Raw genomic sequence first — 15,115 nt, forward strand, 5'->3', positions numbered from 1 at the left:
TTGTGAGTGATACAAGTAGGGCTTTGTCGTCATTGCGCTATGCGCTTTAACATACGTTATGTGTTGGAGCTATTTTATTTGTTGGTGCTAAGAGTGATCTTTGCTCTGTTGACCGCTTTTATGCTCAAACGCATAGTCGAGTACTTTACGGATATAAGGTGCCCCAACTTTTGAACCGCCGTTACCGTGCTCAATAACCACAGTAGCGACATATTCAGGGTGCTCATACGGTGCGAAAGTCGTGTAAAGTGCGTGGTCAAGTAAATGCCTAGCAAGTTTCTTCGAGTTGTAGACCTGATCTTTGGCAAGATCAAACACTTGTGCAGTTCCTGACTTTCCTCCACTCGTATATTCAGTTCCCTTAAATGCACGTCTGCCGCTGCCTCGACTACCGTGGTTCACGAGTCGCATCGCGTTGATCGGCACATCCCAAATTCTGTCCGGTACTTCAGTAATCGAGGGCATTGGTTCCGGTTCGACAAGTTGTTGCGTACTGAAATCTTCACCGTGATCTAAGGTGGCTCTCAAGATATGAGGTGGCATCACCTTACCGTGATTAACCAATACTGACGTTGCTTTAGCAAGTTGCATTGGAGTAGATGTCCAATAACCTTGGCCAATACCAATCGGAACTGTGTCGCCCTGATACCAAGGGGTACGATAACGCATCATCTTCCATTCTCGAGTCGGCATGTTGGCGGTACTTTCTTCATAGATGTCGATGCCTGTCGGTTCACCAAATCCAAATCGGTTCATCCAACTTGAAATGCGGTCAATACCCAAGTCAAAAGCAGTTTGATAGAAGAACGAATCCACTGACTCTTCAATGGCTTGAGTTACATCGACAGGTCCGTGACCCCAACGTTTCCAATCACGCCACGCTTTGGAGTTAGGTTTAGAACCGGGAATCTGCCATGAACCATGATCATCACGAATGGTGTGCTCAGAGATAACATGTTCTTGCAGTCCTGCCACAGCCATGAATGGTTTGACGGTCGAAGCAGGAGGATAAACGCCTAAAGTCGTACGATTTACCAACGGGTGAGCTGGGTCATTCAATAAACGTTGGTAGTTCTTACTCGAAATGCCATCGACGAAAAGGTTAGGGTCATAACTCGGGCTAGATGCCATCGCCAACACGCTGTTGTCTTTCGGATCGAGAATAACCGCGCTTCCGGTTCTGTGATCAAGTTGCTCAAAGACGTATTTTTGCAGCTCAAGGTCAATATTTAACACGATATCTTTGCCAGCTACTGGCGGCACGTACTCAATGGTTCGGACTATTCGCCCACGGCTGTTTACTTCAACTTCTTGATAGCCTTTGGTACCGTGCAGTATATCTTCGTAATAACGTTCAACGCCGAGCTTACCTATAATTGTTGTGGCTTGATAATTCGCTTCTATCCCTTGTTCTTCAAGCTTTCTGAGATCGCTATCATTGATGTGTGCCACGTAACCAAGAACATGGGTAAGCACTTCACCATTCGGGTAAAAACGTTTTAAGCTGGTATCGATCGATAGGCCGGGGAACTGGTACTGGTGCACGGAGAACTTCGCAATCTCTTCTTCCGTTAAGTTCTCTAGAATAGTCACTGGTTTAAAACGGCGGGTGTTGTGATAACGTTTTTTGAAACGAGCGATCTGCTCAGCATCACGGGGGACGTATTTGTCTAGCTTGGTGAGCATTGCATCAACATCATCGGTTTGCTCTGGAATCATAGTCAGGTCAAAGACAAGCTTGTTTTCTGCAAGCAACACTCCGTTGCGGTCGTAAATAAGTCCACGAGTAGGGGCAATAGGTAATACTTTGATTCTGTTGCCATCGGCACGAGTTTGATAGCTTTTAAAATTTTCAACTTGAAGTCGGTATAGATTACCAACCAAGACAAGAGTGAACATCAAGATCCCACAAAACGCGACGATTACGCGATTTTTGAACAAGTTCACTTCGATTTTATGGTCACGCATCTTAACGCGTTTATGATTCATTGAAGCCTCAAGGGTTTGTTACATTTGGTTACACCTTTCGAATCGGAACTCTATATGAATATCGCCATAGTTTTGTAAAAGCTGTGTCATGATTTTTAGGATAAGCACAATATTAGTGGGTTTTATCGTTAAACAAGAGAAAGTGATGCAGGAGTCAGCCTGAACGCTTTAGGCATAGAGTTAGCGAATAAAAAAACGGCTCTCACAATGAGAGCCGTCAATACAATTTATGATGCTTAAATCTAACTTAGTTCGAAGGTTTGAACTGAGATTTACGCATACGGTTTAGTGCAGCCATTACATCCAATACTCTTGGTTTCGCTAAGTCACCGTAGTTTGGCATGTTCACGTGCCACTCATCGCTTAAGATAGCGCTAAACTCTTTAGCAGGGTTGTTTGACCAGCCCGGAGTTTGTGCAAACTGGAACCATGCCCAACCAATCGCGTTCACTTCTGAAGTCGACTCTAACTGCTCTAATGCAGAAAGATCCGCGAATTCTTTACCAAAACGCAGCGACTCTTTGCCTTTCGCATTAACTCGGAATTTACCGTCAGTAAGAATGTTCATCAGTGCTGCGCGGTTTAACGAGCGAGGAACAAACGTTTCTAATGCCGTCTCACATTCGTTAGTTCGTTGAGTAGGGTGTTGAGCAATGACTTCTTGTGCTTTTTCAGTTACGTCTACCGCTTGGTAGTCGTGCATTTGAATTACCGTGTCAGCTACATCTAAGTAATCACCAGAGCCACCCATTACCACGATAGTCGAGATGTCCATCTCTTCTCGAAGTTGGCCAATACGGTCAACAAGTGGAGTGATAGGTTCAGCACCTTTGGATACTAGCGCTTGCATACGTTCATCACGAATCATGAAGTTCGTTGCTGACGTATCTTCATCAATAAGGAGCGTTTGTACACCGGCTTCAATAGATTCTTGTAACCAAGCCGCTTGCGATGTAGAACCTGATGCATCTTGGGTGCAGAAATTAGACGTATCTTTCTGCATTGGTAAATGGTTGATGTAGTTTGAAAGATTCAAGTTATGTACACATCGGCCATCTTCTGCACGGATCTTCATCGTATCCGTCGCCGTCACGATACCTTCACGACCATCACCTGGAATATGGTTGTAAATAGAACGTTCAACAGCATTCAATAGTGTAGATTTACCATGGAAACCACCACCAACGATCAGTGTGATACCTTTAGGAATACCTAGGCCAGTCACATCACCTTTGTTTGGTGTGTTTAGCGTCACACTCAAAGACTCTGGTGCTAGGAAAGGAACCGCGCCTTTCATTGGTAGGTCGCAGTTACCTGCAATTCGAGGTAATACACTGCCATTTGCAACGAATGCCGCTAGGTTGTTTTCTTCTAATTGAGCACGCAATGCGTCTTGGTCTTCAACGGCTTCACAATGTTTAACCATCGCTTCAATGTTGAGTTCGCGTTCAAGCGTTGCGCGACGAATAAACTTAGGCAAATAGAATGTAATGATGTTGATTGCTTTCTTTGCAAGAATACTGCGGCCATCAGCAGGTAGGTTGATACGAAAACGAATTTCGATACCGTGCTCGGTGAAAACCACAGATGTGTTATCCAAAACAGTTTGACCTGTTAGTGCGATAGACACAGTCGCTTCTTGCTTAGCAAATTCAGAGAAGCTACGTGCAATGAAATCACGTGCTGCTACTTGGTATTCATAAGACTTTTCTTTAAGCCAATCTAACCCTGTTAACGACCAAGCGCGTGTTGCGCGAAAACGTGAAGATGAAGCATACGGGTCACCTTGAACGTGGTCGATGTGTAATTCGAAATCAGCAAAGTCGTATTGACCTTTAATTTGTTGATATGCGCGGAAGTTTTGTTTTTCGAGCTTTTTAAGCTTTGCAGTCAACTGATCCATAACGAGGAATGCCTATATAAAGGGAAGATAAAACAGAAAGGCGGCGATTATAAAAATCACCACCTATAGAGTAAAGAGAAAGTAGGCCTAAATCCAAAACAAAGTGTTCTTTTTCGCTTTAAGCGTAACGAGTTGTCCCCAAATAGTTTTGATTGATTAAGCTGTGTTCGAATTCTTGGCTCGGCATTGGCTTGCCATAAAGGTAACCTTGTCCTACGTCGCAGCCTTCATTAATAATAAATTGCTCCTGAACCTCCGACTCTATGCCTTCAATCGTGACTTTTAGGTCGAGCTTTTTGGCAATTTGGACAATAGAACGAACAATTTCCGAGTCTTCGTGTGAGTTGAGCATTTGGTCGATGAAGCTCTTATCAATCTTAATGGTATCGAATGGGAATTTCTTCAGGTAACTGAATGAGGCATAGCCCGTACCAAAGTCATCTAGTGACAATGTAACGCCGATATCATGCAGAGATTCCAAGGTATTCTTGGCAACCACTTCATCAGCAATCAGGCCGCTCTCCGTGACTTCAAGTTCTAAGAAACGAGGTTCTAGGTGGTAGGTTTCGAGTAGGTGAACCACTTGTTCCGCAAAGTGAATGTTCTTGAGTTGAATCGCAGATACATTGACGGCCATTTTGAAATCGTCAACGTATTCAGTCCACTCTTTAGCTTTTTCAATCGCATTGCGCAGTACAAAGCTACCCACTTCGAAAATCAAACCGTTTTGCTCAGCCATGTGGATCAGGGTTTCGTTAGAGATATCGCCCAAAACAGGGTGCCGCCAACGAAGTAAAGCTTCTGCACCAACCCAGCGATGCGTCAACGGACAAACTTTGGGTTGAAAATAGAGCATAAGGTCATCATTACGAACGGCTTGAAGCAAATAGCCTTCGATTTTATTAATGTGGGTTTGTTCTTCGGTATGGGAATGAGAGTAGTAAGCGAACTTTTGGCCTGAATCTTTACAGGCTAGCATCGCTTCAGAAGATTTCTGAAGAATGCTCTCCGCGTCATCTTCGTCGTTGGTAATAGCAATCCCAATAAAGGCGTGTAAATGCACTTTGTCACTTTCGATATCGAATTCTGAATGGCCAACTTTAACTAACGTCTGGCAAAGTTCTTCAACGCGATGGTGCAAATCTTTAACGCTAAACGCCAACACGAGGTCAACCGAAGTAGGGCGTGCAGTTAATACATCGATATCAGAAAGACTGTCGATGCGTTTTCGGTACTCAACCAGTACTTGGTCTAACGCGTTATAGCCGTATCGAGCCTGTATGCGCCTGCCGTTGGTAAAACAAATATGAACGACGGCAAATGAGCTGCCTGTCAGCCTTCTCTGTGACAGTAGCTTGTGGTTTAAGCGAGATTCAAATGCGTTTCGGTTTAAAAAGCCTGTGCCGAGATCGTGATTCTTTTGGAAATTGATCTTTTGTTCTGCTGCTTTTCGCTTATCAATCTCTTGATTCAATGAATAATTAAGACTCGCAAGATCTTTAGTCCGAGTATAAACACGGTTTCTTAAGTCTCTATTCATTTGAGTGAGCTTAGCATGTTGAAACAGGGTTTTAAGCTGAGACTCTATCGAGGTGCGAAAGCTCTGTAAAAGCTTGATATAGGTGGGAGTGTAGTGGTTTTCTTTCGAGTCTAAAATGCAGATAGTGCCAAATAATTCACCATTCGGCCAAAGCAGCGGAATGCCACAATAAGAGACTAAACCGAGCTTTATGTCTGGGTTGTTTCCCCAGGCAGGATCGGCGAGGGCATTGGGCACAACAAGTTGTTGTTGAGACTCCATCACCGTTTCACAGTAAAGCCCATTGCCTAAGGTTTCAGAATCCCCTTTGTTGTATGGATTGTTTTTACTGCGACTAGTAGAGAATACTTCAATGTAGTTGGCGTGAACACGCATGATGAGCGCGGCAGGCACTTGAGTGATTTGAGCTAAGAGGTCAACAATGTTCTGCCAACCGGACTCCATATCGTCTGGAATATCTAAGTCAATCGTTTTTATTTTCTTCATATGACTCCGAGTCAATTATGCTAAATGCATCAACACATCCTGTGTTAATTATGATGAACCAAATAAACTGTGAATCTTACGTTAATTAAGTATAAGAAATGTTGCACAAAAAAACCTCCGCAATTTTGCAGAGGTTTTCAAATGTGAATCCGGGTCTCAGTAATGAGATAAGTTTCGATTAAGGCTTTAACTTTATAAAATCTTCTGTGTTAAGTTTTTGCCTATAGTCTACCGATGGTTGACCAAAACCGTTTAATTGCAGAAATTCCTCTTTAAACCCTTGGTAATCGCCTAAAGTTTGGAAGTTGTTTTGATCCATATTTTCTAGTAACTCAGTCACGTGTGCTTGGGTTTCTGGTTCTAGTTCCCAATCATCCATACGAATCAATCGCTCACCATCAAGTGGTACTTTTGATTGACCATAAAGTTTGGTGCTAAAAAGACGCTGCATTTGCTGGATACAACCTTCATGGGTCTCTTTGTTTTTCATCACTTTATACAAAGCAAGTAGATAAGGGCTGAGTCCCGGGATGAAAACGCTCGCTTTAGTGACTAGGGCTTTACAGACAGTCGCGTAAGCGTTGCCATCAAAGTTAGCCAACTCTAGGTTTAGTGCGTGGCTGGTTTGGTGAAGGTCGATCTTAGCGCGTCCTAATGTACCGTCTAAATAAATAGGGTGTGTGACTTCTGGACCAACATAAGAAAACGCGATTGTTTTGCAACCCGGAGCAATAGATTCAGCGTTGATGAGCTCATCAATCCATTGTCCCCAATCTTCGCCACCCATTACTTTGAGTGTGCTTTCGGCTTCTTCTTCCGTTGCAGCTTCTAGTGTGTTGGTCACCCAGCTGTCATGTTCCAAAGAAATGGTTGCGCCAGTCACGCTTTCACCAATAGGCTTGATGGCAGAACGCCAAAACTCTTCGGAATCTGGTTTAGGGCGAACACCCGCAGCTAAGCTATAGATAATCAGATCCACTTCACCTTCGAAGTAGGTTTCAATGGCTTCGACAACTTGTGAACGTGTTTCTTGCGAAAATGCGTCGCCAACGATATTGATAGCAGTGCGTTGCTCTCGTTCGGCTTCTTTTTTGAAATAGATGTTGTTGTACCAACCAGCACTACCTAGGGATTTTTCATTTGGACCGCGCTCGAATGAGACGCCGATAGTGTCAGCTTTTGCGCCGCCAAAAGTAAGGGCAATACGAGCGGCAAGGCCAAAGCCTGAGGAAGCGCCGATAATCAGTACTCGTTTAGGGCCATCTTTGATTTGCGGCGCACTCTTAACAAACTTGATTTGTTGCTTTACGGCTTCTTGACAGCCAAGAGGGTGAGCGCTTTTGGCTACCACACCCTTGATAACAGGTTCGATCAGCATAAATAACCTTACAGTTAACGGTGATATGCACTCAGGCTAACGTAAAGCTGTGTAAAATTTATTGAGCTAGACCATTAAAACTTAAAGATACTGATATAATTCTTCGGCGACGAATTCAGCAATCCAAGGTTGAGCTTCTGGTTTTGGATGCAATCCATCGTTCATCATCCACTCAGATTTAAGGATGATATGCTCTAGGAAAAACGGTAAAAGTGGTACGTTTTGTTGATCAGCAAGCGCTGCAAAAACGTATTCAAACTGCTGGTTGTAACGCTTTCCGTAATTCGGTGGGATTTTAATCTGCATCATTATAGGTTTCGCGCCCGCAGCTTTTATCTGCTCAATGATTTGATCAAGATTTGCAGACATCAGCTTTGGTGGGAATCCACGAAGTCCGTCATTCGCACCAAGTTCAATAAGAACGGTGTCTGGAGCGTGTTCTTCAAGCAATTGTGGTAAGCGAGCTAAACCATTGCCAGTTGTGTCTCCAGAAATACTTCCGTTAACCACGGTTACCGCTTTGTCATGCTTTGCTAACGCGTCGGGTAACAGGCTTGGCCAACTCTGTTTGATGTCCATGTTGTAACCGGCACTCAAGCTATCACCAAGGACCAGTAACTTAGAATCTAACTCGGTATCTTGAGCCAAAGAAGCGGTTGAAAATAAAATAAAGAATAAAAAGGAAATTAGTCGAGTCATGCATACATCCATCATTAAAGCAGAAGCTGTTTCGAAGACAGTGTCTACTAATCAAGAACATTTAACAATCCTAGAGCACGTCGATATCGATATTCGTGAGGGCGAAACTGTCGCGATTGTCGGCACGTCTGGCGCGGGTAAGTCGACCCTAATGACGCTACTTGCTGGTCTTGATGTACCAACGAAAGGCGAAATCAGTTTATTAGGGCAGCCACTTTCACAGCTTGATGATGAGGCAAGAGCTAAGATCCGCAGTGAATCGGTAGGGTTTGTATTTCAAAGCTTCTTATTAATTCCAAGCCTTTCTGCGCTGCAAAATGTCACGTTGCCTTGTTTGTTGAAGGGAGAAGACGAAGACATCGAACGCGCGACGGCTCTGCTTGAATCAGTAGGCTTGAAAGACAGGCTTGATCACTTGCCGTCTCAGCTATCTGGTGGTGAGCAACAAAGGGTCGCGTTGGCGCGCGCATTTATGATTAAGCCAAAAATTCTTTTTGCTGACGAACCCACAGGCAACCTAGACCAACAAACTGCTGCCAAAATTGTTGAATTGTTGTTTGAATTGAACTCATCCCACGGCACAACGTTAGTGTTGGTGACACACGACCCCAAGCTTGCACAACGTTGCCAAAGAACACTTAAGATGCATGTCGGTCAGATAGAGGAAGTCTAAATTGAATTCATCAAACGGACTGAATAAACGCCTGTTTTCGTGGAGTATCGAAGAGATTCGACACGGTCAGTTGTGGCCAGTTTCAATCGCTTTAACGCTTATTATTGCTTGTGTATTTGCATTGTCGGCATTGGCCGAACGTATGGAGCAGGTAATTGTTAAGCAGGGCAAAGATGCGCTTACTGCCGATAGCGTGTTTATCTCAGCAAACCCAGTTCCACAATCCTTGTTAGACCTCACTCAAGTTGAACAATTAGAAAGCTCTCAGTTGACTCGTTTTTCAACCATGGCATTCAGTGACAACTCGATGCAGTTAGTGACGGTGAAAGCGGTTGAAAGTAATTACCCATTACGCGGCGAAATGATCTTAGAGGGCGCTGATAAAGCATCAAGTAACCATGTTAAGCCGGGTGAACTTTGGCTAGACGAGCGTATATTCGCACAGTTAGAGGTTGAGATTGGTGACAATGTCACTATTGGCGATGCCGATTTAGCGATAACTGGACGAATCACTCAAGAACCAGGCTTAAGCTTTAACCCATTCCAACAAATGCCAGCCGTGCTGATCCATACAAGTGATATCGATGCCACAGGAGCGATTCAACCGGGTAGTCGTGTTAGTTTTAGGCTGTTTCTCAACGGTGATGATACAAAACTGAAAGCCGCGCAAGACAGTGTCGAGTTAACACCGAGCGATCGTTGGCGTACTCAAGATTCAGCAAGTCGTACTAATGACATGTTCGAAAGTACGACTCAATACCTTTCTTTAACTGTGGCTATCGTTGTGATCATGGCTGCGACTACTTTGGTACTCACGTGCCAACATTATGTTGCGAGTCGCCGAAAAACCATCGCGATGCTAAAGAGTTTAGGTGCAAGCAAGCAGTGGATCGTTAAATGGTTGTCTGTACAGGTATCTCTGCTAGTGGTTATCGGTACAGTTCTGGGAATTACCATAGGTATCGGCTTGGAGTTTTTGCTTCGTATACCTCTGGGCGACTTATTACCAACGCCACTTCCTAGCTATGGCATTGAACCGGCTATCTTGGCGATTTTATCAAGCATCTTAATTGGTGTTCCTGCTCTTGGTATCCCGTTAATTGGCTTGGTCAACACCTCGGCAATCAGCGTTATTCAATCAAGTCACCAGTCCAATGAAAGCTACAAAAAATACCTCTTGTTACTGGTACCGATTATTCCAATGATGCTGATGTATGGCGACAATCTATTGGTATGGATAGTTCTAGCGGGTATCGCTTGCCTGTTCTTAGTGCTCGCAATTGTTAGTACGCTCGTTCTGCGTTTGGTTGGTAAACTACCGACATCGACATCTATGCGTTTGGCATTAAGTCGAATTAATCGCACACCATTAGCAACTGGGATTCAATTTGGATCTTTAGCGCTTTCACTGATGTTGCTGTCTATCATCTGGTTGGTAAGAAGTGATTTACTGTCAGATTGGCAGCAAACCTTACCAGAGAACGCACCGAATGCGTTTGCCCTTAACATTGCAAGTTATGAGAAAGACAGTTATCTCGAGACGATTGATGCAAACGAAGTAGAGCGTACTCAGGCCTTTCCAATTATCCGAGGAAGACTGACGACGATAAACGGTGTTGAAGCGTCGGAATACAGCGATACCTCAGGAGAAACAGACGCACTAAGCCGCGAGATCAACTTCACTTGGGGAGATAGCTTGCCAGAGTACAATGAAGTATTAGAAGGCAGCTGGACACAAGAGCAGGGCGTATCTGTGGAATCGGATGTCGCGGAGCAACTGGATCTAAAGATTGGCGATGAGCTTTCATTCACAATCAACAGCCAGAATGTCTCTGCCAAAGTGAATAGCATCCGCAAAGTCGAGTGGCGTGAAATGAAGCCGAACTTCTACTTCATCTTTACTCCAGATGTCTTGAGCTCAATTCCTTCTACTTGGCTAGTGAGCTTCAGATTAGAAGAACAACATAATCAGATGCTCAACGAACTCTCTCGAAATCACCCAACCGTGAGTTTGATGGATATTCGCAAGATGGGTAGCAAGATCCAAGAGCTGCTCAAACAGATTGTTTGGTCGATTACCGTACTTGCGGCATTAGGTGTGGTGGCGGGGCTGTTGCTTATCTTCACTCTATTGCGATTGAGCTTATCTCAAAGACAACAAGAGATACGCTTGTATCGAACATTAGGCGCGAGTAAGAAGCGAATTCTCAATACTATTTGGTGTGAGTACGGGTTAATGGCGTTAGTCGCAGGCTCAATTGCAGCGCTCGGTTCTGAGCTCAGCGTGGCAGGCGTTATGAACTTTGGCTTCGAGTTACAACCTTCACTACACCCGATGTTTTGGATAGCGTTACCGGTGTTAACGTTCATCACATTAGCTGCGGTAGTGAATAGTTTAATCAAACGTTTGTTGGCACCAGTAAACAAGGATTTTGGTTAGTCGCTGGCAAGATTTAGCCAATCGCTTAATACGGTCTAAAAGTGAAATCACTTATACTTAGTCATGCACTATTTATAATACGCCGCTTTAGACCGTTTTTTATATGACCAACCCGTAGCATAAGTAAAAAATATCGCACCTTAGATTCCACTCTTTTTAGCATTTTTTAAAACTAATTGCACAATAACGCCGATTTAATAAACAGCGGTTAGTCCCTGTAAACAAAGGGTTTGCGCAACTTAGCAAGAACGTTATCAACAGTTATCCACAAAAACGGTGGATAACTTTAGGGATAAGTTAACATCCATGTTTTAAGAGTGCTGAGGCAGCCTTTATGTGGCGTCACTTAGGACAAATTTGACTGTTAGAATAACCTTCAAAACTCTATCTGGGGTTATTGAGTCAAGAGATTATTTATGTTTTTTACATAGATATTAAATCCCACTAATCTAAGACCTTGATAAAAATGTGTTTTAATTCATCGCAGAACAAAAGTAGAATAGAGACAGTTAATCTTATTCTACAGAACACGATGAACCACAACAAAACGGATAAAAATCAACCTTCTATTGCCATTGTTGGTGGTGGTATTGCCGGAACAACGAGCGCGATTCACTTTAGTGAGTTGGGTTTTAAGGTCACTATATTGGAAAAAGGGCCGAGTTTGGTTAATGGTCCACCAATTTGCCACCTGCACGCTGGCGGCAATTTGTATCGAGATATTTCTGTAGAGCAGTGTCTTCAATTGCTCACGCAGTCAATTGATACCGTCCGCTTATTTCCTCATACGATCAATATTCGCCCGACAATCATCGCCGTTCCGCACAGTGATGGTGGTGAGCCGTTGGATTTGCTTCCACGCCTTAAGATAATCAAAAGCGCTTATGCCGATCTTGTTAAACAAGATAAAAGCAACCAAGTGCTTGGTGATCCGGAAGAGTATTACAAGCTGTACAGCAAAGAAGATTTATTAGCACTTTCCGCGAAAACACAGCCTCTGAAACCAACATCGCTGGATGATTGGTGTATTCCTTTTGCGAAACATACAGATTTAGAGACCCTAAAATATCCTGTTGCTATGGTTCAAGAATATGGTTGGAGCGTATTCCGACTCTCTGCTACCGCTCAACTCTCTTTGGGGCAACAAGCTAACTGTACCGTGTTAACCAACAGCCGATTACAATCTGTTGAGTCGATAGGCCAAGCTTGGTCTTTGACTTATACAGACGCTGAAAACCAAAGCTGCCAACTAACGACCGATTACTTGATTAATGCGAGTGGGTTTGAAACGGGTATCGTGGACGACTTTGTTGGTTCTAAGCAGCAAAGACTTGTTGAATTTAAAGCTGCATACGTTACAGAGTGGCCATATTCGCAAGAATGTAATGAAGAGTGGCCAGAGGTTATCTTTCATGGCCCTAGAGGTACACCACAAGGTATGGCGCAATTAACGCCCTATGCTGATGGTGTGTTCCAACTCCACGGTATGACAGAAGGGATTACTCTGTTTGAGGGTGGGCTAGTTTCTTCATCAACAGATTCGTCACAGCCACAGCTGCCTTCTAAGCTTCTTAAGAAAATCGTATCGGGTTGGAGCGAAGAGCAGCTTGAATTAAGAACTCGCGCTGCAATAACGCATATGTCTCAGTTCATTCCAAGTTTCAGCTCTGCGTTAGTAGGTGGTAAGCCTTTGTTTGGTGCACAGCAAATACCAGGAACTGATCCTAGCTTGCGAGCTTCAGACGTTTCATTCTGTGGTGAACGTTATGCTCGACTTGAAGTAGTGAAAGCTTCTTCAACACTCGAAGCTGCACAAAAGGTTGCTGAACAATGGTTTGATATATCAGAGGCGGTATCTATTGAAGGTACGCACTCAGTGACAATGTCACTTAATTTAAATGATATTGAAAACAGAGCGATAGATTTAACACAAGAACGTGGATATCCCGAAGCGCTTGCAAAAGTGTCAGGTCAAGATCACGCTTAATAGCCAATCATCATCTACCGCGCTTAACTTCTTCAATTCGGCTTACTACAATAGGTAAGCCGAATTTTCATTTCAGCATCAGCTTAGATACCGAAACTCATCCAAACTACTTCTTCCTAGCTAATTATTCTTAGTTACATAGCTACATAGCAATTAGCTACATAGCTACATAGCAATTAGCAAAGACTAGTAGCCGAAAAATTGAGCCCATTGGCACCAAACATCTTGTAAACCTAAGCGATCGCCTTTACTAAACGCGACTGCATGCCCCGGTTTGGCTTGTGCTAAGCGCGGTAAATCGATTCTGGCGACACATCCAATCTTCGGATAGCCACCAATGGTCTGTCTGTCATTAAGCAACACGATAGGTTGCCCATCTTGGGGGATTTGAATTGCACCTAAAGCAATGCCTTCTGACAACAGCGAAATGTCAGGCGAGGCGACGGGGTTGCCACTGAGTCGATAACCCATGCGATTAGAGTTTTGGTCAACGTGATACTGCGCGTTATACAAAGTCTCTTTTGCTGCCTCTGAGAATAGCTCGCTTTGATAGCCTTCGATCACTCGTAGGTTCACTGGTAGGTTGTAATCAGGCGTGTATCGGAAGGTGACACTCAACGCTTTAAATGGACGTGATAGTTGATGTTGGGTAAAAGCTATTTGCTGCCCTTGCTGGCATGGCTCTCCATCTTGCATTAATCCACCAATCTTTTCACGAGTCACGGTAGAACAACTATCAAGAGTTGATGGAGCATCGAATCCGCCCTTAATGGCTAAATACGCCCTTAGACCATTTTTAGGTAAACCAAATGAGAGAACTTGCCCTTTAAATGCTTGAAAAGTGCGCCAGTTAGCCTGTGGTTTACCATCGAGTTTCGCTTGTAAATCACCCCCGCATAGTGCCATTTCACAATCAAAATCGATTCGTAACGCGCATTGCCCAAGCGTGATTTCCAACGCCGCTTGGTTTACTGGATTGCCCAATAGATGATTAGCCCAGCTATAAGAGTAATCATCAACCGGTCCACCTTGCGTTAATCCAAGATGAGCAACACCAAATCGCCCAAAGTCTTGAATCAAACTCAACGGGCCTGGCTTAATCACTGTTAGTGTTGGTTTAGCTTTTGTCTTAGCCATTTATGATACCTCCACTAATCTCCATAAACGTAAGCTCTACAAATTCTTGTCTTGAAATCGCGATAAAACGGACTGTGTCACCAACATTAAGCAGAGACAATGGTCTTTGAGTGATATCGGCGTTCTTCAATTGGCTATGATCGAACAACGGAAGCGGGCAATTGCCAATAATATTCCAACCGCCCGGTGAATCCGAAGGGTACACAGCCGTTTTCGTGTCCGCGATAGCGATACTGCCTTTGGGTACATTTAAGCGAGGTGTGGAGTGACGGGGCAAAGCAAGTTCATTAACTACATCAGACATAAACGCAAAGCCAGGTGTAAACCCAATCGCACTGACGCTATATGTCTGTGAGGTATGATATTGAATAATATCGTCCAAATTCACGCCTTTGTCTTGATACCTGACTAAGTCGAGCGCCGTTTCTGGTGAGTAATAGGCAGGAAGTTCAATCGTATTACGAGTTTTACTAACACTAGAAAAGGACGATAGAGCGTGATTCAACAAATTATGGAGTTGTTCTATGAGCTGTTGTTCTGATATTCGATAAGGGAGGTAGTCGACCAATATAGTTTGGTAAGCCGGCGTCACATTCATCAGCACCGATGCTAAATTTTGGCGAATGGCATCGGAAAAGTGAGCCATGTACTGCGCATATTCGGCGCTAGATTGATTATTTGAAGGCGATAGCGTCAACGTCACCAAAACGCTACATTCCGCGACTGGCGCTATATTGAATTCAATCTGATTCGTCGTCATTTCGTTTCCATACGTTTGTTATCTTTCCTTTTATTAGCTTACTTGTCGTGTCTCACTTCCGTGTCCAAGCCAATACAAAACAATTAGATCTTAGGAGCGATTGATTAGGTACTCGATTGGGCG

10 protein-coding genes are annotated in these 15,115 nt (G+C 43.8%); 3 read left to right on the top strand and 7 right to left on the bottom strand.

Features of this window, described 5'->3' with window-relative positions; all coding sequences use genetic code 11:
• Positions 1 to 87 precede the first annotated feature (87 nt).
• The 5 genes from mrdA to OQJ75_RS02410 all read right to left on the bottom strand — a co-directional run bounded on the left by mrdA (position 88) and on the right by OQJ75_RS02410 (position 7,995).
• Positions 88 to 1,989, bottom strand: coding sequence for a penicillin-binding protein 2 (gene mrdA / locus OQJ75_RS02390; RefSeq protein WP_265970714.1), 1,902 nt, complete (start codon positions 1,987 to 1,989; stop codon positions 88 to 90).
• Between the two features lie 247 nt (positions 1,990 to 2,236).
• Positions 2,237 to 3,892: an ABC-ATPase domain-containing protein gene (locus OQJ75_RS02395; RefSeq protein ID WP_265970713.1), complete on the bottom strand. Its 1,656-nt coding sequence runs from the start codon at positions 3,890 to 3,892 to the stop codon at positions 2,237 to 2,239.
• 118 nt (positions 3,893 to 4,010) lie between these two features.
• Positions 4,011 to 5,918 carry a GGDEF and EAL domain-containing protein gene (locus OQJ75_RS02400; RefSeq protein WP_248376297.1) on the bottom strand — a complete coding sequence of 636 codons (1,908 nt, stop codon included), beginning with the start codon at positions 5,916 to 5,918 and terminating at the stop codon, positions 4,011 to 4,013.
• A gap of 178 nt (positions 5,919 to 6,096) precedes the next feature.
• Positions 6,097 to 7,296 (bottom strand): enoyl-ACP reductase FabV, encoded by a 1,200-nt coding sequence (gene fabV / locus OQJ75_RS02405; protein ID WP_265970712.1) that lies wholly within the window; start codon positions 7,294 to 7,296, stop codon positions 6,097 to 6,099.
• Positions 7,297 to 7,377: 81 nt separating this feature from the next.
• Positions 7,378 to 7,995, bottom strand: a complete 618-nt coding sequence (locus OQJ75_RS02410; RefSeq protein WP_065099866.1) for an arylesterase — start codon at positions 7,993 to 7,995, stop codon at positions 7,378 to 7,380.
• Here OQJ75_RS02410 and OQJ75_RS02415 point away from each other — a divergent pair.
• The 3 genes from OQJ75_RS02415 (at position 7,994) to OQJ75_RS02425 (ending at position 13,095) form a co-directional block, all read left to right on the top strand.
• Entirely contained in the window at positions 7,994 to 8,668 is a 675-nt protein-coding gene (locus tag OQJ75_RS02415) for an ABC transporter ATP-binding protein (RefSeq protein ID WP_004730959.1), read from the top strand. The genes OQJ75_RS02410 and OQJ75_RS02415 overlap by 2 nt on opposite strands.
• Position 8,669: 1 nt before the next feature.
• Positions 8,670 to 11,108, top strand: coding sequence for an ABC transporter permease (locus OQJ75_RS02420; protein WP_265970711.1), 2,439 nt, complete (start codon positions 8,670 to 8,672; stop codon positions 11,106 to 11,108).
• Positions 11,109 to 11,640: 532 nt separating this feature from the next.
• On the top strand, positions 11,641 to 13,095 hold the full coding sequence (locus OQJ75_RS02425; RefSeq protein ID WP_248376300.1) for an FAD-dependent oxidoreductase: 1,455 nt from the start codon (positions 11,641 to 11,643) through the stop codon (positions 13,093 to 13,095).
• A gap of 186 nt (positions 13,096 to 13,281) precedes the next feature.
• Here the strand turns inward: OQJ75_RS02425 and OQJ75_RS02430 are convergent, their stop codons facing one another.
• Positions 13,282 to 14,232, bottom strand: a complete 951-nt coding sequence (locus OQJ75_RS02430) for a biotin-dependent carboxyltransferase family protein (RefSeq protein WP_248376301.1) — start codon at positions 14,230 to 14,232, stop codon at positions 13,282 to 13,284.
• Positions 14,225 to 14,992: a 5-oxoprolinase subunit B family protein gene (locus OQJ75_RS02435; protein ID WP_260811707.1), complete on the bottom strand. Its 768-nt coding sequence runs from the start codon at positions 14,990 to 14,992 to the stop codon at positions 14,225 to 14,227. Before OQJ75_RS02435 ends, OQJ75_RS02430 begins: the two co-directional genes overlap by 8 nt.
• Positions 14,993 to 15,115: the final 123 nt, after the last annotated feature.

This window comes from Vibrio sp. 14G-20 (genome assembly GCF_026241515.1).
GTDB lineage: Bacteria > Pseudomonadota > Gammaproteobacteria > Enterobacterales > Vibrionaceae > Vibrio.

Coding starts and splice junctions, on each gene's coding strand:
- OQJ75_RS02395 (WP_265970713.1), bottom strand. CDS start 3,892: ATGGATCAGTTGACTGCAAAGCTTAAAAAGCTCGAAAAACAAAACTTC.
- OQJ75_RS02415 (WP_004730959.1), top strand. CDS start 7,994: ATGCATACATCCATCATTAAAGCAGAAGCTGTTTCGAAGACAGTGTCT.
- fabV (WP_265970712.1), bottom strand. CDS start 7,296: ATGCTGATCGAACCTGTTATCAAGGGTGTGGTAGCCAAAAGCGCTCAC.
- OQJ75_RS02400 (WP_248376297.1), bottom strand. CDS start 5,918: ATGAAGAAAATAAAAACGATTGACTTAGATATTCCAGACGATATGGAG.
- OQJ75_RS02430 (WP_248376301.1), bottom strand. CDS start 14,232: ATGGCTAAGACAAAAGCTAAACCAACACTAACAGTGATTAAGCCAGGC.
- OQJ75_RS02435 (WP_260811707.1), bottom strand. CDS start 14,992: ATGACGACGAATCAGATTGAATTCAATATAGCGCCAGTCGCGGAATGT.
- mrdA (WP_265970714.1), bottom strand. CDS start 1,989: ATGAATCATAAACGCGTTAAGATGCGTGACCATAAAATCGAAGTGAAC.
- OQJ75_RS02425 (WP_248376300.1), top strand. CDS start 11,641: ATGAACCACAACAAAACGGATAAAAATCAACCTTCTATTGCCATTGTT.
- OQJ75_RS02410 (WP_065099866.1), bottom strand. CDS start 7,995: ATGACTCGACTAATTTCCTTTTTATTCTTTATTTTATTTTCAACCGCT.